We start from the raw sequence: 23,118 nt of genomic DNA on the forward strand, positions 1-23,118 counted from the left end.
TCTCTGCTTCAAAATTTCGAATTGAATCCGGGTTCCACCTGCAGGACGGTCGCGTCAGGTGCGCCCGAAATCCGGAACGATACGTGGCAGAGAATTCAAACTGAAGCCAAAATATGTCGACGCGACATACCATGCGCCGTAAATCGCTGCTGAAATTACACTGGTGAGCAGAACAACGCGCGCGCCACGAAATCGAGCCGGCGCGCTTTCAACAGTTCCAAGTACCACTTCGTTTTCATCAGCCTGCGTTCTCAGACCGATTGGCAAAACCATGAACAGCACAGTCCACCAGATGATGAAATAGACTGCAAAGGCAGACATAATCTGAGTCACTGGGGTCCCTCCTGATCCCTGATACAATTGCGCACTCGGATTGCGGCACGCAGGCCAGTCTCCGCGCACCAATACTCAATTTTGTTTGATCGCATAGGCGCAAACCAGTGAGCTTGATCGTATTGAAGCTGAGCTTTTATAGCCGTAGTTCCACAGACTTACCATTTCCCCGCTTAGTGTTCACTGCGTCACTCGGTCCATCTGCGGATAAGCCTGTAGCGCCCAGTCGTCGGCTGTCTTATCGTCGCCTAAACCTGTTCGAGCTCGATCAAGGTTCCCTGGAAGTCCTTCGGATGCAGAAACAGTACAGGTTTGCCGTGTGCGCCGATCTTCGGCTCACCAGAGCCGAGCACCCGAGCGCCCGCTTGGCTCAATTGATCCCGTGCTGCTAGGATATCCTGGACCTCGTAGCATATGTGGTGCATGCCACCAGATGGATTTTTTTCCAAGAACGAGCGAATTGGTGAATCGTCACCAAGAGGCTCCAGCAGTTCAACCTTCGTATTCTCCAGATCCACAAAAACGACCGTTACGCCATGCTCCCGAAGAGCCTGAGGCTGCGAGATTCGTGCGCCTAATGTATCACGGTAACTGGCAGCCGCGACGCCGAGGTCCGGAACGGCAATTGCGATATGGTTCACCCTACCAAGCATCCATTCCCTCCGTCCGCAAAATCAACTCCGCACACCTGCTTGATTTACCAAGTCTAGTTGGACCTCTTGGGTGTCTCCGTCGCCAATCGCTGGCGCTTCTCAGGCTATACGATTGACGAACACGGTGACGACGGGTTTCTTCCCCCAGGCATTATTCGCCGCTGAACGAACGGAGCGGCGCACCGCCTCTCTCAGCGTGTCCAGATCCTTTCGACGGCTGCGAGGAATGCTTTCGACAGCACCCAGGACAGCGTCATAGAGCGTGTCCTCCATATCCTCGCCGTCGTCGTCATATTCCGGAAGGCCGAACGGTACGACATCGGGATCACCGATGAAATCATATCGCGCATCCAGCAAAACACTGACCGCGACATGGCCAACATAAGCAAGCTTCTTTCGGTCCGATATGCCCATTTCGTCTATATCGCCGATGAGCTTGCCGTCTTTGAAAATCCGGCCATGAGGTGCGTCATCGATGACTTGAACCTCACCCGGCGCGAGGCGCAGAATATTCCCGTTTCGCACACGGGGCACGATCTCAATGCCGGCACCTCGTGCCAATTCTGCCTGGGCCGTCAGATGTGCCGCCTCGCCGTGCACCGGTACCAGCACTTGCGGGCGAATCCACTCGTACATCTTCAGCAGTTCGTTGCGGCGTGGATGACCGGAAACATGAACGAGAGCCTGAGCATCCGTCACAATCTTGATACCCTGGTCGATCAGGCCGTTCATGATCTCAAGAATAGCTTTCTCGTTACCCGGAATTGTTCTTGACGAAAACACCACAGTGTCGCCGGATGCCAGAGCGACATGACGCATCTCATCACGCGAAAGCTTGGCCAGTGCCGCACGCGCTTCGCCCTGACTGCCGGTCAGAATCACAACCACTTTATCGCGCGGAATGTAACCATATTCATCTTCAGCGATGAACGGTTTGATGCCTTCCATCAGACCTACGTCGCGGGCAACATTCACCACCCTCTTCAGCGACGAGCCAAGCAGGAGAACCTCACGACCCGCGGCCTCGGCAGCCTGGGCGATTGATCGTATGCGGCCGACATTGGAGGAAAAGGTCGTGATCGCGACGCGGCCTTCTGCCTGTTCGATAACCTGACGCAGACCTTCAGACACAGCCTCTTCCGAGGGAGAGACACCGTCACGAACTGCATTGGTCGAATCGCACATCAGTGCGAGAACGCCTTCATCACCAATGGCGCGGAAACGACCCTCATCAGTAAGAGGCCCAAGCGATGGCTCCGCATCGATCTTCCAGTCGCCGGTATGAACAATATTGCCGAGTGGAGTGCGGATCACAAGCGACATCGGCTCGGGAATTGAGTGATTGACACCAACCGCTTCGATTTCAAACGGACCGATGTTAACGCGGTCACCTGCCTTGAAAATGGTGATCGGGATATCTGCCCGTGTTCCTTCATAATCCCGCTTCGCCTCAAGCATGCCAGCGGTGAACGGTGACGCGTAGACAGGCACATTCAAACCGGGCCAAAGATCATTCAGCGCGCCATAGTGGTCTTCATGTGCATGAGTGATAATGATTGCTTTCAACCGGTCGCGCTGCTTGGCGAGAAAGGAAATATCCGGCAGAACAAGGTCCACTCCGGGTAATTCCGGTCCCGCAAACGTTACACCACAATCAACCATGATCCACTGGCGTTTCTCAGCCGGGCCAAAGCCATAAAGTGCGAGATTCATACCAATCTCACCCACGCCGCCCAGTGGCAGAAATACCAGTTCGTCCTGTTTCGCCATTACCCGTTCATTCCGTTCCAAGAAGAAATACATCGCCCGCAGCAATATGGTGCAGGCGGTTCTCGGTCTCCAGTATCAGAAGTCCTTCATCATCGATACCGACAAACACACCATCGAGAGAACGGTCGGGCAAATTTACGCGTATCATGGTGCCTAACCCGCATGCAGCAGACCGCCAGAGACGAGTCACCTCAGCCACGCCGCGACCGTGATTCCAGATGTTCAAGATCTGAATCATCTCATCGAATAGATGCGTGAAAACCTCTCCGGCCGAACTCGTGGCACCCTGTTCTTGCAGAGAGGTCACGCCATAAGGTGCCGTTTCGGGACGATTACGAATATTGATTCCGATGCCACAGACCACGGCACGGCGGCCATCGGGAAGAATTTCGGCCTCGAGGAGAATGCCGCAGGACTTCTTGCGCCCGATCAAAACATCATTCGGCCACTTGATCTCAACAGCTTCTGCGGTCGCTGGTAAAACTCTCCGAAGCGTTCCGTGAACAGCCAGTGACACCGCAAGCGGAAGCGAGCTCAAGAGTTCAGGTGGTGAAGGATCGATCAGGAGTAGACTGGCATAAAGATTGCCGACTTCTGAAGTCCACGCCCGTCCGCGGCGTCCTCTGCCGGCGGTCTGGCGCTCGGCTGTAATCCAAAGTCCGGAAACTTCGCCTTGACGGGCGCGAGCCAAACATTCCGTATTGGTCGAAGACACCTCGCCAAGCGCGAGGTGCCTGAAGCATTCGAGGGAGTAGGATCCCCCTCGTTCGTTGCGCATCAGAAGAACGCCTTCGCAGCAGCTTCTGCGGCAAGGCCAATCGGGCCGCCAAACAGCACGTAGGCCGTGACGAAGAGGCCTGAAATCCCAAAGACAAGCCTCAACTCACCGGCAGTACGAGCGAACTCGCCATTTGCTGCGTCGAACCACATGACCTTTACGATGCGAAGGTAGTAGTAGGCACCGACGACGGAGGAGAGAACACCAATAATGGCAAGCGCGTACAGCTTCGCCTCGATCGCTGCGACAAAGACAAAGTACTTTGCGAAAAAGCCTGCCAGGGGCGGAATACCGGCCAGCGAGAACATGAGAGCAGTCAGAACCACCGCCATGAAGGGGTTCGTCGAGGAAAGGCCTGCCAGGTCATCGACGCTCTCGAGAGCAGCGCCTTCCTTCCGACGCATCGACATGATGCAAGCGAAAGTACCAAGCGTCATGACCATGTAAATCAGCATGTACAGGGCAACGCCGGAAACGCCGGTCTCCGAACCGGAGGCCAAGCCAACCAGCGCATAACCCATGTGTCCGATCGAAGAGTAGGCCATCAGACGCTTGATGTTTTTCTGGCCAATCGCCGCGAAGGAACCCAGAAGCATGGACGCAATCGAGATGAAGACCACGACCTGTTGCCAATCCGCGAAAACAGGCATGAATGCATCCGTCACGATCCGCACGAAGATCGCCATCGCAGCGACTTTCGGACCAGCTGCGAAAAACGCCGTGACTGGTGTTGGAGCGCCTTCATACACATCCGGCGTCCACATATGGAATGGAACCGCAGAAATCTTGAATGCAAGTCCGGCCAGAATGAACACAAGTCCGAAAACGACTCCGAGCGATCGTGTTTCTGCCGTCAGAACAGCCGCGATGTTGTCGAAGCCCGTATTGCCAGTGAAGCCATAGACCAGCGACATACCGTAAAGCAGCATGCCCGAGGACAAGGCACCGAGAACGAAGTACTTCAAGCCAGCTTCCGTTGAACGGAGACTGTCACGATTGATGGCGGCAACGACATATAGCGCAAGCGACATCAGCTCGAGGCCAAGGTAGAGAGCGATAAGGTCGTTAGCCGAGATGAGCAGCATCATTCCCAGCGTTGCGAGCGTCAGGAGCACCGGAAACTCGAAGCGATCCAACTGTTCCGACCGCGCGTTGCCGACCGTCATGATCATGGCCGTGATCGAACCGATCAGCGCGATGACTTTCATGAAGCGACTGAAGGAGTCGAGTACAAAAGCGCCTCCCCAGGCTTCGCCCTGCATTGGAGAAAAGACCAGCCACAACCCGGCTGCGATCATGATTGCAACGGCAAGTCCCGTCACAGTCGGAGCAGATTTGTCACCAGAGAAGACACCGATCATGAGCAACGCAAGTGCACCAACCGCAAGGATCAGTTCCGGCGTCGAGATCTGCAGGCTCGTAATGAGAAGTTCAGCAGTCATTTGAAATCGTGTCCCCTTGTCAATGCACGACAAGTGCAAGTTTCTGCGCGGCCTGCAGGGCAGCGGAGTAGTTATTGAGCAGCAAATCGACGGATGCGGCGGTCGCATCGAACACCGGTGCAGGATAGACGCCGAAGAAGATCGTCAGAACAACGAGCGGATATAGTATGATCTTCTCACGTGTCGACAGATCGAGCAGCCCTTTCAGGCTTTCCTTTTCCAGCGCACCGAAGATCACCCGACGGTAGAGCCACAACGCATAGGATGCCGACAAGATCACACCCGTAGCAGCAAAAAGCGCAACCCATGTATTCGCGCGGAACACACCAATGATCGTCAGGAATTCACCAACAAAACCGGATGTACCTGGAAGGCCGACATTGGCCATGGTGAAGACCATGAATGCAACCGCATATTTTGGCATGTTATTGACCAGACCGCCGTAGGCCGCAATTTCACGGGTATGGAGACGATCATAGACGACGCCGACACAGAGAAAGAGGGCGCCGGACACGATACCATGCGACAGCATCTGAAATATCGCCCCCTGAACACCCTGCGCATTCGCCGCAAAGATGCCCATGGTGACATATCCCATGTGAGCGACTGACGAATAGGCAATCAGCTTCTTGATGTCGTCCTGCATCATTGCCACGAGCGAGGTGTAGATGATGGCCAGGACAGACAGCGTGAACACGAAGGGAGCGAAGTAATCCGAGGCCAGCGGGAACATTGCCAAGGAGAAACGGATGAACCCATAACCGCCGAGCTTTAGCATCACACCTGCCAGGATAACAGACCCGGCGGTCGGTGCCTGAACGTGCGCATCAGGGAGCCAGGTATGCACTGGCCACATCGGCATCTTCACAGCAAAGGCCGCAAAGCAGGCAAGCCAGAGCCAGGTCTGCATTCCAGCCGGGAAGCCAAACTTCAGAAGTTCGGTGATATCTGTCGTACCTGCCTGCCAGTACATCGCCATGATGGCCAGCATCATCAGAACTGAGCCGAGGAGCGTGTACAGGAAGAACTTATAGGACGCGTAGACGCGATCCTTCCCGCCCCAAACGCCGATGATGACGAACATGGGGATCAGGGTTGCTTCGAAGAAGACATAGAACAAGACGATATCGAGCGAGACGAACACGCCAATCATCACGACTTCCAGAAGCAGGAAGGCGATCATGTACTCTTTGATACGCTTCTCAACCGATTCCCAGCTTGCCAGCACGCAGAACGGCATGAGGAAGGTCGTGAGGATCACGAACAGCATCGAAATGCCGTCGACACCCAGATGGTAAGCAATCCCGGTGTTAAGCCATTGATGCTTTTCAACCATCTGGAAACCCGGGTTCGAGTTATCGAACCCAATCCAGATCAGCAGAGACACCAAAAAGGTAACAACAGTCGTCCAGAGGGAAACATTCAGGATATTCCGTCGGCCATGGGGACCGTCTTCTCGCGTCAAGAGCAGAAGAACGACACCAACGAGCGGCAGAAAGGTGACCGTTGAGAGAATCGGCCAATCGGTCATTAGAGGGAACTCCCGAGCATCATCCAGGTGACGAGCGCAGCAATGCCGATGAGCATCGCGAACGCATAATGATAAAGATAACCGGACTGAAGCCGGACAACACCGCGCGTCACATCCATGACGCGTGCCGCGATGCCGTTAGGACCATAGGCATCGATGATACCTACATCGCCGCGCTTCCAGAGGAAACGACCAAGCGCCTTGGCAGAACGGACAAAGAGCAGATCATAGAGTTCGTCGAAGTACCACTTGTTCAGCAGGAACTGATAGAGAACCCTGTGCTGCTCGGCGAGACGCTTCGGTGTTTCCGGCGACTTGATGTACATGAACCAAGCCGTAACGAAACCCGTCAGCATTGCAACGAATGGGCTCCACTTCACCCAAAGCGGCACATGGTGAAACTCTTCGAGAATCTCATTCGTCGGCAGTGTGAACAGCGCGCCCTTCCAGAACTCTTTGTACTCGTGCCCGAAGAAGTACCCTTCGAAGACGACACCCGCCAGGACCGCACCAACCGTCAAGAAGGCCAGGGGCAAAAGCATGACAAGCGGCGACTCATGGACATGGTGCATCACATCCGAGGAAGCGCGCGGCTTTCCAAAGAATGTGAGAAACGCCAGACGCCACGAATAAAAGCTCGTGAACAAAGCGGCAACGACAAGGAGTGTGAAAGCGAAGCCTGAAACTGCGGAATGCGAGGCAAAGGCCGATTCAATGATGACATCCTTGGAGAAGAAACCGGCGAAACCGATCATCGTCCCCGGGATACCAACCCCCGTTAGAGCCAAGGTACCGATCGTCATGGCCCAGAATGTGTACGGAATATGCTTCCTCAGCCCGCCCATGTAACGCATGTCCTGCTCGCCATCCACAGCGTGGATCACAGAACCGGCGCCCAAGAAAAGAAGGGCCTTGAAGAAGGCGTGTGTGAAGAGATGGAACACAGCAGCACCATAGGCACCGACACCCAGCGCAACGAACATGTAGCCAAGCTGCGAGCAGGTCGAATAGGCAATGACACGCTTGATGTCATTCTGAACGAGACCAACCGTTGCCGCGAAGAACGCCGTAATCGCGCCGATGATCGTGACAACCGTCAAAGCATCTGGCGAAAGTTCGAAAATCGGCGACATACGAGCAACGAGGAAAACGCCAGCGGTCACCATGGTAGCCGCATGGATCAGCGCCGAAACAGGTGTCGGCCCCTCCATGGCATCTGGAAGCCATGTGTGAAGTAGAAACTGCGCGGATTTACCCATCGCGCCCATGAAAAGAAGCAGGCAGACACCCGTCAGTGCATCCGCTTTGTCCAGATGCATGCCGAACAGGTTGATGACTGCCTGGCTGGCATCTGCCGAGCCTGCAGCCGGAAGATAGGTCGGCGCCGTTGCGAAAATGGTCTCAAAGTTGATGGATTCGAACAGTACGAAAACACCGGAAATCCCGAGTACAAAACCGAAATCGCCGACGCGGTTGACGATGAACGCCTTCATGGCGGCTGCAGAAGCAGAAGGCTTTTTGAACCAGAATCCGATCAGCAAGTAGGAAGCCAGACCAACACCTTCCCAACCAAAGAACATCTGAGCCAAGTTGTCAGACGTCACCAGCATGAGCATCGCAAAGGTGAACAAGGAGAGGTAGGCGAAGAAACGCGGCCGATGCGGATCGTGGTGCATATATCCAATTGAATAGATATGCACGAGCGTCGAAACGGAATTCACGACTACGAACATGACCACGGTCAGCGTATCAATCCGGAAGGCCCATTCGAAATCAAGACCTCCGGACTGAATCCAACGCAGCACAGTCACTTTGATCATCTCATGGCCTTCGCCATGAGCAAGCCCGACCTTGAAGAATACGATCCAGGACAAAATCGCGGCGACGATCATCAAACCGCTTGTGACGTATTCAGAAGCCTTCGCACCGATAGAGCGGCCAAAGAGGCCGGCGATCAGAAAGCCGATCAGGGGAAGAAAGACAATAGCCTTGTAGATCATAACCCGATCAACCCTTCATCATATTGACGTCTTCAACAGCAATCGAACCACGATTGCGGTAGAAGACCACGAGTATCGCGAGACCGATCGCAGCTTCCGCAGCCGCCACGGTCAGAATAAAGAGTGCGAAAACCTGACCGACGATGTCGTTGAGGAACGACGAAAACGCGATCATGTTGAGGTTGACCGACAGCAGGATCAATTCAACGGACATCAGAATAATGATGACGTTCTTCCGATTGAGGAAGATGCCGAAGACGCCAAGCGTGAAGAGTATCGCGCTGACCGTCAGGTAATGGGAAAGTCCGATTTCCATATCTCAGTTCCTTGATCGCGCTCTTAGATGCCTTGGCCGGTCTTGACCTTGACCACTTCGATAGCTGTCGCTGGCGTACGAGCAACTTGCTGCGAAATGTTCTGGCGCTTGATATTTTCGCGGTGACGCAGGGTCAGGACGATTGCACCAATCATTGCGACCAGCAGTACCAGACCCGACACCTGGAAGAAGTAAACGTAGTTTGTGTAGAGAACATCGCCGAGTGCTGCGGTGTTCGTGCGTGTTGCCGGCGATGGGATCGGCATCGTGATCGCCTTGGCCGCTTCCGGTGTCAGGACCGAACCACCAACAACAACAATCAGTTCCGCTGCCACAATCAAACCCACCAGAGCTCCAACCGGAGCGTATTGAAGAATGCCAGAGCGCAAGGCAGCGAAGTCGATATCGAGCATCATGACCACGAACAGGAAGAGCACCGCCACGGCGCCGATGTAAACGACCAGCAGGATCATGGCCAGGAATTCAGCGCCGGTCAGCAGGAACAGCCCTGCCGCGTTGAAGAACACCAGGATCAAGAAAAGCACCGAATGAACGGGGTTCCTGGCGGAGATGACCATAAAGGCCGATGCGACCGCTACAAAGGCGAACAAATAGAAGAAAACAGCCTGCAAACCCATGGTGGTGCCTTTTCGTCTTCCCCAGCGAGGAACTTTCTCCCCACTGTCAAAACCCGGCGGAACGACCAGCCAGGTAGGTAATGTCTTCAGTTTACTCGGCGCCCTCGCAGACGCCGACAATTCAAAGCCTCAACGATAAGGAGCATCGATGGAAATATTGCGCGCAATTTCGCGCTCCCATCTGTCGCCATTATCGAGCAGACGCTGCTTATCGAAGTAGAGTTCCTCACGCGTCTCCGTCGAGAACTCGAAGTTCGGGCCTTCGACGATCGCGTCCACCGGGCAAGCTTCCTGGCAGAATCCGCAATAGATGCACTTCACCATGTCGATATCATAACGGACCGTTCGGCGTGTCCCGTCATTGCGACGAGGACCAGCCTCGATGGTGATAGCCTGGGCAGGACAGATTGCCTCGCACAGCTTGCAGGCAATGCACCGCTCTTCGCCGTTGGGATAACGACGCAGTGCATGCTCACCCCGAAACCGCGGACTGACCGGACCCTTTTCGAAGGGGTAATTGATCGTCGCCTTCTGCTTGAAGAAGTAGCGCATCGACAAGAAAAATGTCGAGACGAATTCCTTCAGAAAAAGCGAGCTGATCGACTGAGCCAGACTTGCCATTTGTATTCTCCAATGAGCTTCCGGTCTGGCGCAATCAGGCGCCAGTGGTAAGCTTCAGTACGAATGCAGTGATGATGACCATAGCGAGCGACAGCGGCAGGAAGACTTTCCAACCCAGACGCATCAGTTGGTCGTAGCGGTAGCGCGGAACAAACGCCTTGACCATTGCGAACATGAAAAAGACGAGTGTGCCCTTGAGGATGAACCACACGATGCCTGGCACCCAGTTCAAAAACCAGACGTCAACCGGCGGGAGCCAGCCTCCCAGGAACAAGATGGTCGTCAGAGAGCAAATCAGCAGGATGGCGGCATATTCTCCAAGCATCAACATCATGTAAGGCGCAGAGGAATATTCTACCATGTAGCCTGCAACCAGTTCGGATTCGGCTTCCGGCAAATCGAACGGAGGGCGGTTCGTCTCAGCGAGGCCGGAGATGAAGAAGATCACGAACATCGGGAACAAGACGAGCCAGTGCCAATCAAGGAACGAGGCTGGCAATCCCACTGCCGTGCCAATGCCGGTCTTTTGCGCAAGAACGATGTCCGTGAGGTTCAAAGAACCGACGCACAGCAGAACCGTCACGATCACAAAGCCAATCGATACTTCGTATGAAACCATCTGCGCAGCTGAGCGCAGTGCCCCGAGAAAAGGATACTTGGAGTTGGACGCCCAGCCCGACATGATCACGCCATACACTTCCAGCGAGGAAATGGCGAAAACATAAAGGATGCCGACGTTGATGTTCGCGATGACCCAGTTCTCATTGAACGGGATGACGGCCCAGGTCGCGAGCGCAAGCGTAACCGATACGAGCGGCGCAAGCAGGAACACGCCTTTGTTAGCGCCCGCCGGAATGATCGGCTCTTTGAATACGAACTTCAAAAGATCGGCAAAGGACTGGAAAAGGCCGAATGGGCCCACCACGTTAGGGCCGCGGCGCAGCTGCACTGCTGCCCAGATCTTGCGATCGGCCAGCAGAATGTAAGCGATGAATACGAGCAGGCATACGAGGAGCAACAGGGACTGGCCGATCATCACAATCGCTGGCCAGACGTAAGTCAAAAAGAAGGAGTCCATGTTTTCCAGCCTTTACTCTGCCGCAGCCTTGAAATTGTTGCGGGCCAGTGCCGAACATTCCGCCATCACGGCCGAAGCACGTGCAATTGGGTTCGTGAGATAGAAGTCTTTGACCGAAGACGCAAACCCAGACTTGCCCAAGCTCACCGGTTTTTTTGCAAGCTCTGCAATCTCATTGCTTGAAACCGGAGCAATCTCGTCCAGCGCGTTGAAATGAGGATGCGTTTCATACAATTGGCGACGAAGAGCCGAGAGCGAATCAAATGGTAGCTTCTTTCCGAGAACGTCCGAGAGCGCGCGGATGATGGCCCATTCTTCGCGAGCGTCGCCAGGCGCAAACCCTGCACGATTGCCCATCTGCACCCGCCCCTCGAGATTCACCCAAGTGCCTGACTTTTCCGTATAGGCAGCGCCGGGAAGTATCACGTCTGCCCCATGCGCGCCAGCATCGCCATGGCTACCGATATAGACGGTGCACTTGGCATGCTTTGTCGAGAACTCCATTTCGTCAGCACCCAACAGGAAGAGTACGTCCATTGACCGGAGCATGGTGGCGGCATTGGCGCCGTTAGCGCCTGGCACGAAGCCGAGATCCAGTCCACCAACACGCGAGGCGGCAGTATGGAGCACGCCAAAACCATTCCATTCTTCGCTTACTGCACCGACAGCATTTGCGATCGAGGCAGCAGAAGCAAGAATGCTCGCTCCGTCGTCTCTTGTCAGCGCGCCGGGTCCCACGACAATCATGGGCTTTTTCGCGTTGCGCAGTTTCTCGAGGAATTCGTGGGACCCATTGGCGAGTTCGGCAAGGGTTTCCGGACCAGCACCCAGATACTCATAGGGGTAACGCAGCTCAGCGGCTTCGCCGATCACAGCAATCGGGAAATTACCGCGACGCCAGCGCTTACGGATACGAGCGTTCAGAACGGCAGCTTCCAGTCGAGGATTGGCGCCGATGAGCAGGAGCGCATCAGCGTTTTCAATGCCTTGGATAGTCGGATTGAAGATGTAGCTTGAACGACCAAAGGTCGGGTCCAGCTTCGAACCATCCTGACGACAATCGAGGTTTTGCGAACCAAGGGCGTTCAGGAGTTGCTTGAGCGAATACATTTCTTCAACGCTTGCAAGATCGCCTGCAATCGCGCCGATACGGGCACCTGTCGTTGCCAAAACTGCCGTCCTGATCGTCTGGAAAGCGTCCGCCCACGTGGTAGGCTGCAAGCGGCCGTCGCGACGTACATATGGACGATCGAGGCGTTGGGTCTTCAGACCATCCCAGATAAAGCGTGTCTTATCAGAGATCCACTCTTCATTCACTTCTTCGTTCACGCGTGGCATGATGCGCATCACTTCGCGACCGCGGGTATCGACCCGGATTGCAGACCCAACAGCATCCATCACATCAATCGATTCGGTCTTGCCCAGTTCCCAAGGACGCGCCGTAAAGGCAAACGGACGTGACGTCAGTGCACCGACCGGGCAAAGATCAATGACATTGCCTTGCAGTTCGGACGTCATTGCATGCTCGAGATAGGTCGTGATTTCCGCATCCTCGCCGCGGCCAATCAGGCCTAGCTCGGAGATACCCCCCACCTCCGTCGTGAAGCGAACACAACGCGTGCAATGGATGCAGCGGTTCATCACCGTTTTGACGAGCGGCCCAATATACTTGTCTTCTACAGCCCGCTTGTTTTCGGCATAGCGCGATGCGTCCATACCGAAGGCCATCGCCTGATCCTGCAGATCACACTCACCGCCCTGGTCGCAGATCGGACAATCAAGCGGGTGATTGATAAGCAGGAACTCCATGACCCCTTCCCGGGCCTTCTTCACCATCGGCGTGTTGGTGAAGACTTCAGGAAGTTCGCCGTTCGGGCCACCGCGGATATCGCGCACGCCCATGGCGCACGAGGCAGCCGGCTTTGGCGGGCCGCCCTTGACCTCAATCAGGCACATGCGGCAGTTGCCCGCCACCGACAAGCGCTCATGGAAACAGAAACGCGGCACTTCGGCACCCGCCTCCTCGCACGCTTGCAAAAGCGTGAAGTGATCGGGAACCTCTATCTCTTTGCCGTCAACCTTGAGCTTAACCATCGTCACTTACGTCCTGTTTCCAGTCCCCTGCCCTTTCAGGCTGGTGACACATTCCGTTACCGCAGCAGCGCCTTTGCCTGCGCGATCCAATCATCCTTCACAATTCGACCGTCAAGTCCCAGCTCCCGGTCGAAATGCTCTACTTCCTTATCAGTCCATGCTGCAATATCCTCAATGCGCACGACACCCATGCCATTGAGCAATACCTCCAACTTCGGGCCAATACCCGAAATTGCCTTAAGATCATCCGGCAGCTTTCTATTTCTGCTGCTGAGGCGCTTGCTCCCACTGACCGATTCTTGGGAATCGGTAGGCTTGCCACGCCCTACCTTGGCGGGCTTGGGTGCACCTTGCGTCGCAGAAGTCTTCTGCTTTGATTTTGCGCGAAGCTTTATCGCGGGAGCGCTGGGGCTCGGAGATGCCTCTTGCAATGCGCCCGAAGCCACATCTATCGCTACCGGATGAGAAGCAACTATCTTGCCCTCGTCAGACCGACCCGAGTCCCTGACCTCACCCGAGAGCTTGTCGTCTGGTGCCTGCCGTTGCTCGGTGGTTGCAGTTGCCGCCATTGCAGCCTGCATGATGCCGAAAAATACGCCCGCGAACTGGTTGCTCAACGCAAGACCGGCGGCGGTGGCAGCTGTCATCAGCTCCAAGGGACTAGCCGGTGCATGGTCAGAAAAAGGTAAAGTGAACCCGAGCGAAGAATCTTTCTTCGCATCAGAATTACCATTCTGGTTACCTGCACCGACCATCGATTACTCCGCAGCTTCCATGACGGCGCCATGGCTCGTGGCGTTGGCAGTGTATTGATCGATGCGCTTCTCGATGTCAGACCGGAAATTGCGGATCAAACCCTGGATAGGCCAAGCCGCAGCATCACCGAGTGCACAGATCGTGTGGCCCTCGATCTGCTTCGACACCTGGAACAGCATGTCAATTTCGCGCTTCTGCGCCTGACCCTTTACCATTCGCTCGAGGACACGCATCATCCAGCCGGTGCCTTCCCGGCAAGGTGTGCACTGACCGCAGCTTTCGTGCTTGAAGAATGCAGCAATACGCCAGATCGCCTTGATGATATCCGTGGATTTATCCATCACGATCATGCCGCCTGTCCCGAAGGATGACTTCACATCGCGCATGCCGTCAAAGTCCATGATCGCGTCGGCCATATCTTCGCCGCGAACGACGGGACAAGAAGCTCCGCCGGGGATGACAGCAAGCAAATTGTCCCAGCCGCCACGAATGCCGCCGCAATGGCGCTCGATCAGCTCACGGAAGGACAGGCCCATGGCTTCCTCGAAGGTGCAGGGCTTGTTCACGTGGCCGGAAACCATGAAGAGCTTTGTGCCGACATTGTTGGGACGACCAATAGCCGAGAACCACGAAGCCCCACGGCGAAGGATGGTCGGCGCGACTGCGATCGACTCAACATTGTTCACAGTGGTCGGACAGCCATAAAGGCCCATGTTTGCCGGAAAAGGCGGCTTCAGACGCGGTTGACCCTTCTTGCCTTCAAGGCTTTCCAGAAGCGCAGTTTCTTCGCCGCAGATGTAAGCACCCGCACCATGATGTACGTAGACATCAAAATCCCAGCCACACTTGTTGTTGGCGCCGAGAAGGCCTGCATCGTAGCATTCGTCAATGGCCTTTTGCAGATCCTCGCGCTCGCGCATGTACTCCCCGCGCACATAGATGTAGGCGGTGTGAGCACCCATCGCAAAGCCTGCAATCACGCAGCCTTCGATCAGCGTATGTGGGTCATTGCGCAGGATCTCGCGATCCTTGCAGGTACCAGGTTCAGACTCGTCGGCGTTGACCACGAGATAATGTGGGCGACCATCTGACTCCTTCGGCATGAAGGACCATTTCAAACCAGTCGGAAAGCCGGCACCACCGCGCCCGCGCAGACCGGATGCCTTCATCTCGTTGATGATCCAGTCGCGGCCTTTTTCAATGATCTGCTTCGTACCATCCCAGTGGCCACGGCTCATCGCGCCTTTCAGCGACTTGTCCTTGAGGCCGTAAATGTTGGTAAAGATGCGATCCTGATCTTTCAACATGATGTGTTCCACCAGTCCGCGGCCCCAAGGCCGGCTTTAAGAATATCTGTTCACCGCGGAATGCGGCGTTCCACCGATACGGCAGAGTTACTTACCGCCGTCGGATGTCTTGTCATCTGTACCAGCTACCTTGCTGCCTTCAGACGGGGCGCCCTCACCCGTGCTGCCAACAGCTTTAGGGTCCGGCTCCGAAGCCTTTGTACCGGAAAGCGGCTGCGCCTCGGCATTCTCGGCATTTGCTTTCGCTTCTGCCGGCGCAGTCACCGGCGTCTTGAGCGCAGCATTGGTTTCAGCACCAGTATCCTTCGGACGAGCAGCCTCCGCCGGCGGGACAGAGGCACCATCTGCAGGAGCCTGAGCTTCCAGATTGGTACGGACCGGCTTCGTCCCCTCAAGGAGCGTCACCGCTCCACCTTCGGGTGCAGACAAATGCCGGTCGATCTGGGGGCCCGTTCTGACATCTGCGCCACGACCAGCTTCGAATTCGTCGATAATCTCTTCAAGACGCTCAGGCGTCAGATCCTCATAGGCATCTTTGAAGATCATGACCATCGGCGCATTGACGCACGCACCCTGACATTCGACTTCTTCCCAGGACAGGGTGCCGGATGAGTTGCGCTCGAAAGGCTCGGCATTGATCTTTCGTTTGCATACATCCATCAAGGCTTCGGAACCTCTCAGCATGCAAGGCGTTGTACCGCAAACCTGGATATGGGCCTTCGTGCCGATCGGCTTCAACTGGAACTGCGTGTAAAAGGTCGCAACCTCCAGCACCCGGATGTACGGCATAGCCAGCTTCTGGGCGATAAACTCAATCGCTGCCCGCGTCACCCAGCCATCTTGCTCCTGTGCGCGCATCAACAACGGAATGACCGCTGATTGCTGGCGACCTTCAGGATATTTGCGAATCGTCGCTTCGGCCCAATCTGCGTTGTCCGCAGTGAAGGCAAAAGCTGCCGGCTGAAACTGATCTTCGGCTAGTCGACGAACAGACATTTCTTCTCACGCCTTATCAATTGATGGATGCGCACCGCGTGTTCGCCACATTGACGAATTCGCAGGCGTAGCCGGATTTTCCCTTTTGCATGAATACGATCAACTTCGATCCATTGGGTACGGCCGACTTGATTTCATATTCCTTAGCTAGAAGTTCCGCCATGGTCGCATCTGCACCCCGCGTGGTATCCGCCCCTGTCTGCAAGCTCTGAGCTTCAGCTCCGAAACTGAACAGGACAAACAGCCCGGTTGCGATGGCGACGCATTTCATTAGCGGTCAACCTCTCCAAACACGATATCGAGCGATCCTAGCACCGCAGACACGTCAGCAAGCTGATGTCCACGGCACAGGAAATCCATGGCCTGCAGATGTGCATAGCCGGGAGCGCGGATCTTGCAGCGGTACGGCTTATTCGTTCCGTCAGAAACCAGATAAACGCCAAACTCACCCTTCGGGGCCTCTACCGCAGCGTAGACTTCGCCTTCCGGCACATGGAAACCTTCCGTGTACAGTTTGAAGTGATGGATGAGCGCTTCCATAGAACGCTTCATCTCACCGCGCTTTGGCGGAACGACCTTGCCGTCGATGGACGAAACGGGGCCGGTCTTTGCATCACCAAGCAGACGGTCAACGCACTGCTTCATGATTTTGCAAGATTGTTCCATCTCGAACATGCGGATCAAGTAACGGTCGTAACAGTCACCGTTCTTGCCGATTGCTATATCGAAATCGAGATCGGCATAGCACTCATAGGGCTGCGACTTGCGAAGATCCCACTTGGCACCGGAACCGCGAACCATGACGCCCGAGAAGCCCCATGCCCAGGCATCCTCCAGCGAAACAACACCGATATCGACGTTGCGCTGCTTGAAAATGCGGTTGTCGGTGATCAGGCCATGGATATCCTGAAGGGCGCGCGGGAATTCATCACACCACTTACCGATATCCTCGACAAGCTCCTGTGGAAGATCCTGGTGCACGCCACCCGGACGAAAGTAGGCCGCATGCATGCGAGCGCCGGAAGCGCGCTCATAAAACACCATGAGCTTTTCGCGCTCTTCGAAGCCCCACAGCGGAGGCGTAAGCGCACCAACGTCCATGGCCTGCGTCGTCACGTTGAGCAGATGCGAGAGGATGCGACCAATTTCGGAATAGAGAACACGGATCAGCTGACCGCGGATCGGCACCTCGATACCGAGCAACTTCTCAACCGCGAGACAGTAGGCATGCTCTTGATTCATCGGGGCGACGTAGTCAAGGCGATCGAAATAGGGCAAGGCCTGCAGGTAAGTCTTAGCCTCGATCAGCTTTTCCGTACCGCGATGAAGCAGACCGATATGGGGATCGACGCGCTCGACGATTTCACCATCCAGCTCAAGGACCAGACGCAGAACGCCGTGCGCCGCAGGATGCTGCGGTCCGAAATTGATATTGAAATTGCGGACGTTGTGTTCAGTCATTTCTGCCTACTCCATGCTGGACTGCTCAAAAGCGCCAGCGGGATGACGTTCCTTGTTAAAGCGGCATCGGTAACGCCGCCCGAATCAGACCTTGGCCTTCTCGTCGCCGGGAAGCACGTAGTCGGTACCCTCCCACGGGCTCAGGAAATCGAAATTCCGAAACTCCTGACGCAGTTGTACCGGTTCGTAGACTACACGCTTGGCACCGTCATCATAGCGAACTTCGACGAAGCCCGTCAGCGGGAAATCCTTGCGCAGAGGATGGCCTTCAAAGCCGTAATCCGTGAGAATACGACGAAGATCAGGGTGCCCGGTAAACAGAATGCCGTAGAGATCCCACGCCTCCCGTTCAAACCAATCCGCACCCGGGTATACCGCACAGGCAGATGGGATCGCTTCATCCTCTCCGCACTGCACCTTCACGCGAATACGCGCGTTCTGGCTTGGCGAGAGCAGATGATAGACAACATCGAAGCGACGCGCACGCTGCGGCCAGTCGACGCCAGCGATATCAACGAGGTTGACATAACGTGCCTGCACGTCGTCTCGCAGGAAGGTCAACAGCGCGATCAGGTTTTCAGATGTGGTGTTGAGCGTCAACTCATCATACGCGATCGCTGATGACGCGACCAAGCCAGGTCGAGCCTCGTTCACGTAAGCCGCAAAGTCGTTCAGGGCCTCACTCATATTCAGTCCTCGCCCTCAGCGCTCGATCGTTCCGGTCCGGCGTATCTTCTTCTGCAGCAGAAGCACGCCGTAAAGCAGTGCCTCTGCAGTGGGGGGACAGCCGGGAACATAGATATCAACAGGTACGACGCGATCACAGCCACGGACCACCGAATAGGAATAATGGTAGTAGCCGCCACCGTTGGCGCAGGAACCCATGGAAATCACGTAACGTGGCTCTGGCATCTGATCGTAGACTTTACGCAGAGCCGGGGCCATCTTGTTCGTCAGGGTGCCCGCAACAATCATCACGTCCGATTGACGTGGCGAAGCACGCGGCGCGAAACCAAAGCGCTCGACATCATAGCGAGGCATTGAAAGCTGCATCATTTCCACAGCGCAGCACGCAAGACCGAATGTCATCCACATCAGCGATCCGGTACGCGCCCAATTGATCAGTTCGTCCGTCGAAGTGACCAGAAAACCCTTATCGGCGAGTTCGTTGTTGATCTCGCCGAAAAATGCATCGTCGCTTCCAACTGGCTTGCCGGTCCGGGGATCAATGATGCCCTTCGCTTGTGGCGCAACCAGGGTCGAGCCGTTTTCGACTACTCCCATTCCAGCGCTCCTTTTTTCCACTCATAGATAAAGCCAATGGTCAGGACGCCGAGGAAGACCATCATGGACCAGAAGCCAAACCAACCGATTTCTCCGAAGGACACTGCCCAAGGGAACAGGAAAGCCACTTCAAGGTCGAAAATGATGAAAAGAATCGACACGAGATAGAATCGGATGTCGAACTTCATTCGGGCATCATCAAATGCGTTGAAACCGCACTCGTAGGCAGACAGCTTTTCTGCGTCCGGCGCCTTGTAGGCAACAGCGAACGGAGCAATTAGAAGCGCCAGACCGATCACGAGGGCAATTCCAATAAAAATCGCGATCGGAACATAGGAACTGAGAAGTTCAGTCATCGTATTCCATCCCTGCTTGCCAAGCGGTGCCGGGCGGCACAAAAGCGAATGCGCGGCAAGCGAACGTGCATTGCAACAAGGCGTGACTAGCGCAGGCCGAAGCCGCGCGCAAGACCTTTGAATCAAGCTTCCCGCACCAAAATGGCACAAATCCATCCGCACGTTAATACCAAGCGAAGAGGAGACAAACGATATGGCTCAGGATTTTTGCTGACGGCTACTTGTACAAGCAGTTGATGAGGGGTCGTCAGAATAGCAAGAGTTGCTTGAAACGAACTGACCTGCGTCCGGCGGAGTACGAAACTTGCGACTTTCAGTCGAATCAACACTACAAACCAGCAGGTATCGTAATATAGGAAAGCCGAAATGCCCCTGAGGGTACTTCTCGCTGAAGAGTATTTCGAACTAGCCTAAATTCGTCGGCATAATCAAAATGGCGCGAGTGACGGGGCTCGAACCCGCGACCTCCGGCGTGACAGGCCGGCACTCTAACCGACTGAGCTACACCCGCGCACTGTTTCGTTTCTGACTGGAATGGCGCGAGTGACGGGGCTCGAACCCGCGACCTCCGGCGTGACAGGCCGGCACTCTAACCGACTGAGCTACACCCGCATTCTTCCAGACAAGGGAGAAACCCCCGTCACCAACCGGCAGCGCCAGTCGATGACCGGCTCTCTAAGGCGTTCGTTCTGAGGTGTCAAGCAGGTTTCAAGACAATTCGGTGACGAATGTTCGTTTCTTTTCAACAGTTCCCATTTTGAACATCAGGCCCTGTGGAAGACGAAAAAAACTTTGAGGCGAGAACCCCCGAGTTTCAAGGCTTTTGAGAATTTCAGCTCCCCCTTTGGGCAAAAAAATCAAAAAAACTTCGCAAACGCTCTTGCGGTTTTTTTCGGATCTGAATACATCACGGCCACCGACGCAGCGGACACGAACCGCGGACGTCAGGGCGATTAGCTCAGTTGGTAGAGCGCTTCGTTTACACCGAAGATGTCGGGAGTTCGAGTCTCTCATCGCCCACCATTTCCCCTAGTTCACCTAATTGGCTCTGTTTTTGGTTACACTGCGTGCCTTTGGTCGCGTCGTTTTGAGTTTTCGGCCCGCGCGGCCCTTTACTGCCGCGCGAGATGCAGAAAGATATCAGCTCGAATCAAAGCTGCAATTCCCCACTGTGCGCCACGTACCAGTCAACGAAGGCGGCGACTCCTGCATGCAGGTCGATCTCAGGCTTTCTTCCTGTCAACGCCACAAGCAGATCAGGGGACGCATAGGTCCGCGGCACATCCCCCTGCTGCATTGGTAGCATCTTACGCTTGGCCTTCCTGCCCAGCACGGATTCGATGGTTTCAATGAAATCCAGGACACTGACAGGCTGACCACCGCCAATATTCACGACTCGAAACGGCCCCTGATGCGAGAGAGTATCGCGCACGCCGTTTGCCGTGACCCGATTCTCCTCCGCTGGAATCACATGCGATAGATCGATGATGCCGCTGACGAGATCGTCGATGTAGGTGAAGTCGCGACTCATGCGCCCCTCCCCGTAGATCTCGATTTCTCTGTCTTCCAGTATCGCCTTCACGAACTTGAAAAGCGCCATATCAGGCCTACCCCACGGCCCGTAGACAGTGAAGAACCTGAAGGCGGTTATCGGCAGGCGATGGAGATGCGCATAGGTGTGCGCCATCAGCTCCATGCTTTTCTTCGTCGCTGCGTAAAAACTCAATGGTTCGTCTGTCTTGTCGCTTTCGGAAAACGGGATCGATTCGTTCGCGCCGTAGACCGACGATGTCGAGGCCAGCATGAGGTGCCGGATACCCACATCCCGCGCGAGTTCAAGGACGTTCCAGGATCCAAGCAGGTTCGAATCCAGATAAGCGCGTGGGTTCTCAAGGCTGTAGCGAACGCCGGCCTGGGCGGCGAGGTGAATTATTACATCAGGCTGTCCGTGCTCGCACGCACTGTTTAACGCTGCACGATCCTCAAGCATGCCGATGACCGGACGGAAGGCCGGAAATTGCGCCAACGCAGCGTGGCGACCCTCTTTGAGCTTGAGATTATAATAGGGCGTAAGACCGTCGAAACCGGTCACCCGATGGCCATCCTCCAACAGGCGGCGTGCAAGATGGAAACCGATAAACCCGGCCGTACCCGTTACAAGATAGTGCATGTGCGAAAAAGCTTCCCGTTAATCGGCCGGGATAAAAGTACAATCATCGCTGCAAAGCAACCGTCCGGGGGGACACGCCCCCTTTGGCCGCTTGCTCAAGTTGGCTTGTCACGGCCTTTATTGAGCGCCTGCGGTAGGTTGAGCGAGCGAATTTGTAGTCGTCAGTTGAATTGGCTTTCCGGATCTTGCGTCCTCTCCGCGTTGATTCGTGACGCAGGAAATGTTCAAGCCATCGTGAAGCGCAGTCCGGTTTCGTCCGGCATTCTTGGCAAAATAAAGCGACTTGTCCGCGCGAGACAGCATTTCGTCCAGGTCGACAGGAATCGGCCCGCCAGCAATTGCGATACCGGCACTGACCGTCGCGGATAGACGAGTACCTTGTTCCGTTGCAATTTCCTGTCTCATAAATGTCAGTCGAATCGCCTCTGCCAAGCCTGCTGCCTCCGCACGGCTGCCAACTGGCACGACACAGGCGAATTCCTCGCCGCCCATTCGCCCGAACTCTCCTCGCAGACCTATGCAAGATTGCGCCGTGGCGCAGAATTCGGCCAGCACCCGGTCGCCTGTCATATGACCGCTCAGGTCATTGATCTGTTTGAAGTTATCGAGGTCAAACAGAATTAGTGCAAGTTGAGTGCGCTGACTGGCAACGCGTTGCCGCAACATGTTGAAACGCTGCAGGAAGCCGCGGCGGTTCAAAACGCCCGTGAGAGGATCGGTGACAGCGGCCCTTTCAAGCCGCTCCTCGGATTTCACCATCAACATTCTTCCTCCGAGCATCAGACCTGCCACCAGACAAATGATGTTGCCGACAGAAGACGCGAGGAGATTGGGCATCTGCGCGAAGGTAACCGGCTTGCTGATCAAAACCTGGACGCCCATGTTGATCATGATCAAGGCCTGACAACAGGCCACCAGCGTGAACACACGCCGCACGTAGGGAACTGGCCTCTGGCCGGTAAGCAGCAGAAAGGCGAGGATCAAGTAACCTGCGGCCGACGCCCATTGTATCACGACTGACCGGATCCAGAAGTACGGATAGATTTGCGGCAGGCATACGACAATCGGATAGAGCAAAGCGGGAATCAGGAGCCAGACGCGGGCCTTGACTCCATCATAGACGCAAACGCCCACCCCCCAGCAGGCGATGCCGAGAAGAATCAGTTCGTTGCCGAGAACGATGGACGTGAAGTCCGGTATGACACCACGCAGCCCGACAAGACAAACGCTCGCTCCATGACACGCAAAACCGAGCCCCCACAGCCCCATGACGGTCTGGCTTCGATTGTGCAGCCATGCTGCGATCAGCAAAAACGCGAGCGTAAGCGCTTCTGCCGCCCACAGAAGCATGCCTGTCATCGCATCCATCGTTTTCATCCTGCGTTATTTTCGCCGCAATTTATGAAGGGCAGAGCTTAAAACCTCGTTTCGGCTGTGATCTGTTTGCTAACGATCACGCTATAGAAGAGGTGAAAACTACAAGCAGTTAAGGATATCCGGTACGGAGTCTTGAAGTACCCGGCTTTCACACTCT

Annotated in this window: 21 protein-coding genes, 3 tRNA genes and 1 pseudogene; 1 reads left to right on the forward strand and 24 read right to left on the reverse strand. The window is 55.3% G+C overall.

Going from position 1 to position 23,118, the window contains the following annotated elements:
• Nucleotides 1-54: 54 nt before the first annotated feature.
• The 22 genes and pseudogenes from E8M78_RS11065 to E8M78_RS11170 all read right to left on the reverse strand — a co-directional run bounded on the left by E8M78_RS11065 (nucleotide 55) and on the right by E8M78_RS11170 (nucleotide 20,026).
• Nucleotides 55-321, reverse strand: coding sequence for a DUF1467 family protein (locus E8M78_RS11065; RefSeq protein ID WP_137135878.1), 267 nt, complete (start codon nucleotides 319-321; stop codon nucleotides 55-57).
• Nucleotides 322-581: 260 nt separating this feature from the next.
• Entirely contained in the window at nucleotides 582-986 is a 405-nt protein-coding gene (gene mce / locus E8M78_RS11070) for a methylmalonyl-CoA epimerase (protein WP_137135114.1), read from the reverse strand.
• A gap of 99 nt (nucleotides 987-1,085) precedes the next feature.
• Complete coding sequence (locus E8M78_RS11075; RefSeq protein WP_137135115.1) at nucleotides 1,086-2,756, reverse strand: ribonuclease J; 1,671 nt, start codon at nucleotides 2,754-2,756, stop codon at nucleotides 1,086-1,088.
• A 7-nt stretch (nucleotides 2,757-2,763) separates the two neighbouring features.
• Nucleotides 2,764-3,534, reverse strand: a complete 771-nt coding sequence (locus tag E8M78_RS11080) for a biotin--[acetyl-CoA-carboxylase] ligase (protein WP_137135116.1) — start codon at nucleotides 3,532-3,534, stop codon at nucleotides 2,764-2,766.
• A complete protein-coding gene (gene nuoN / locus E8M78_RS11085; protein ID WP_062552620.1) occupies nucleotides 3,534-4,976 on the reverse strand; it encodes an NADH-quinone oxidoreductase subunit NuoN in 1,443 nt (480 codons plus the stop codon). The genes E8M78_RS11080 and nuoN overlap by 1 nt, the downstream gene beginning before the upstream one ends.
• Nucleotides 4,977-4,995: 19 nt before the next feature.
• Complete coding sequence (locus tag E8M78_RS11090) at nucleotides 4,996-6,507, reverse strand: NADH-quinone oxidoreductase subunit M (RefSeq protein WP_062552621.1); 1,512 nt, start codon at nucleotides 6,505-6,507, stop codon at nucleotides 4,996-4,998.
• Nucleotides 6,507-8,507, reverse strand: a complete 2,001-nt coding sequence (gene nuoL, locus E8M78_RS11095) for an NADH-quinone oxidoreductase subunit L (RefSeq protein ID WP_137135117.1) — start codon at nucleotides 8,505-8,507, stop codon at nucleotides 6,507-6,509. The genes E8M78_RS11090 and nuoL overlap by 1 nt, the downstream gene beginning before the upstream one ends.
• A 7-nt stretch (nucleotides 8,508-8,514) precedes the next feature.
• The gene (gene nuoK, locus E8M78_RS11100) at nucleotides 8,515-8,823 is read right to left on the reverse strand and encodes an NADH-quinone oxidoreductase subunit NuoK (protein WP_062552623.1); all 309 of its coding nucleotides are present in this window, start codon (nucleotides 8,821-8,823) and stop codon (nucleotides 8,515-8,517) included.
• Between the two features lie 23 nt (nucleotides 8,824-8,846).
• Nucleotides 8,847-9,461 (reverse strand): NADH-quinone oxidoreductase subunit J, encoded by a 615-nt coding sequence (locus E8M78_RS11105; protein WP_062552624.1) that lies wholly within the window; start codon nucleotides 9,459-9,461, stop codon nucleotides 8,847-8,849.
• Nucleotides 9,462-9,590: 129 nt separating this feature from the next.
• Nucleotides 9,591-10,082, reverse strand: a complete 492-nt coding sequence (nuoI, locus tag E8M78_RS11110) for an NADH-quinone oxidoreductase subunit NuoI (protein ID WP_062552625.1) — start codon at nucleotides 10,080-10,082, stop codon at nucleotides 9,591-9,593.
• A 34-nt stretch (nucleotides 10,083-10,116) separates the two neighbouring features.
• On the reverse strand, nucleotides 10,117-11,160 hold the full coding sequence (gene nuoH / locus E8M78_RS11115) for an NADH-quinone oxidoreductase subunit NuoH (RefSeq protein ID WP_137135118.1): 1,044 nt from the start codon (nucleotides 11,158-11,160) through the stop codon (nucleotides 10,117-10,119).
• A gap of 12 nt (nucleotides 11,161-11,172) precedes the next feature.
• Nucleotides 11,173-13,254 carry an NADH-quinone oxidoreductase subunit NuoG gene (gene nuoG / locus E8M78_RS11120; protein ID WP_137135119.1) on the reverse strand — a complete coding sequence of 694 codons (2,082 nt, stop codon included), beginning with the start codon at nucleotides 13,252-13,254 and terminating at the stop codon, nucleotides 11,173-11,175.
• Between the two features lie 56 nt (nucleotides 13,255-13,310).
• Nucleotides 13,311-14,009: a hypothetical protein gene (locus E8M78_RS11125; RefSeq protein ID WP_137135120.1), complete on the reverse strand. Its 699-nt coding sequence runs from the start codon at nucleotides 14,007-14,009 to the stop codon at nucleotides 13,311-13,313.
• 3 nt (nucleotides 14,010-14,012) lie between these two features.
• Nucleotides 14,013-15,317: an NADH-quinone oxidoreductase subunit NuoF gene (gene nuoF, locus E8M78_RS11130; protein WP_137135121.1), complete on the reverse strand. Its 1,305-nt coding sequence runs from the start codon at nucleotides 15,315-15,317 to the stop codon at nucleotides 14,013-14,015.
• A 171-nt stretch (nucleotides 15,318-15,488) separates the two neighbouring features.
• Nucleotides 15,489-16,313: pseudogene (gene nuoE, locus E8M78_RS11135) on the reverse strand (NADH-quinone oxidoreductase subunit NuoE); the annotation flags it as partial.
• A gap of 16 nt (nucleotides 16,314-16,329) precedes the next feature.
• Nucleotides 16,330-16,584 carry a hypothetical protein gene (locus E8M78_RS11140; RefSeq protein ID WP_137135123.1) on the reverse strand — a complete coding sequence of 85 codons (255 nt, stop codon included), beginning with the start codon at nucleotides 16,582-16,584 and terminating at the stop codon, nucleotides 16,330-16,332.
• On the reverse strand, nucleotides 16,584-17,774 hold the full coding sequence (locus E8M78_RS11145) for an NADH-quinone oxidoreductase subunit D (RefSeq protein ID WP_137135124.1): 1,191 nt from the start codon (nucleotides 17,772-17,774) through the stop codon (nucleotides 16,584-16,586). Before E8M78_RS11145 ends, E8M78_RS11140 begins: the two co-directional genes overlap by 1 nt.
• Before the next feature lie 84 nt (nucleotides 17,775-17,858).
• Nucleotides 17,859-18,461, reverse strand: a complete 603-nt coding sequence (locus tag E8M78_RS11150; RefSeq protein ID WP_137135125.1) for an NADH-quinone oxidoreductase subunit C — start codon at nucleotides 18,459-18,461, stop codon at nucleotides 17,859-17,861.
• 15 nt (nucleotides 18,462-18,476) lie between these two features.
• On the reverse strand, nucleotides 18,477-19,058 hold the full coding sequence (locus E8M78_RS11155; RefSeq protein ID WP_137135126.1) for an NADH-quinone oxidoreductase subunit B: 582 nt from the start codon (nucleotides 19,056-19,058) through the stop codon (nucleotides 18,477-18,479).
• Entirely contained in the window at nucleotides 19,049-19,414 is a 366-nt protein-coding gene (locus E8M78_RS11160) for an NADH-quinone oxidoreductase subunit A (RefSeq protein WP_062552634.1), read from the reverse strand. Before E8M78_RS11160 ends, E8M78_RS11155 begins: the two co-directional genes overlap by 10 nt.
• Before the next feature lie 434 nt (nucleotides 19,415-19,848).
• Nucleotides 19,849-19,925, reverse strand: a tRNA-Asp gene (locus tag E8M78_RS11165).
• Between the two features lie 24 nt (nucleotides 19,926-19,949).
• A tRNA-Asp gene (locus E8M78_RS11170) sits at nucleotides 19,950-20,026 on the reverse strand.
• A gap of 335 nt (nucleotides 20,027-20,361) precedes the next feature.
• On the opposite strand from E8M78_RS11170, the gene E8M78_RS11175 reads away from it, so the two are divergent.
• A tRNA-Val gene (locus E8M78_RS11175) sits at nucleotides 20,362-20,437 on the forward strand.
• Between the two features lie 127 nt (nucleotides 20,438-20,564).
• Here E8M78_RS11175 and E8M78_RS11180 read toward each other — a convergent pair.
• Together E8M78_RS11180 and E8M78_RS11185 are read right to left on the reverse strand one after the other, a co-directional pair.
• Nucleotides 20,565-21,584: an NAD-dependent epimerase gene (locus tag E8M78_RS11180; RefSeq protein WP_137135127.1), complete on the reverse strand. Its 1,020-nt coding sequence runs from the start codon at nucleotides 21,582-21,584 to the stop codon at nucleotides 20,565-20,567.
• A 117-nt stretch (nucleotides 21,585-21,701) separates the two neighbouring features.
• A complete protein-coding gene (locus E8M78_RS11185) occupies nucleotides 21,702-22,952 on the reverse strand; it encodes a GGDEF domain-containing protein (protein ID WP_170973393.1) in 1,251 nt (416 codons plus the stop codon).
• Between the last annotated feature and the right edge of the window lie 166 nt (nucleotides 22,953-23,118).

The organism is Rhizobium sp. FKY42 (assembly GCF_005222835.1).
Classification (GTDB): domain Bacteria; phylum Pseudomonadota; class Alphaproteobacteria; order Rhizobiales; family Rhizobiaceae; genus Neorhizobium.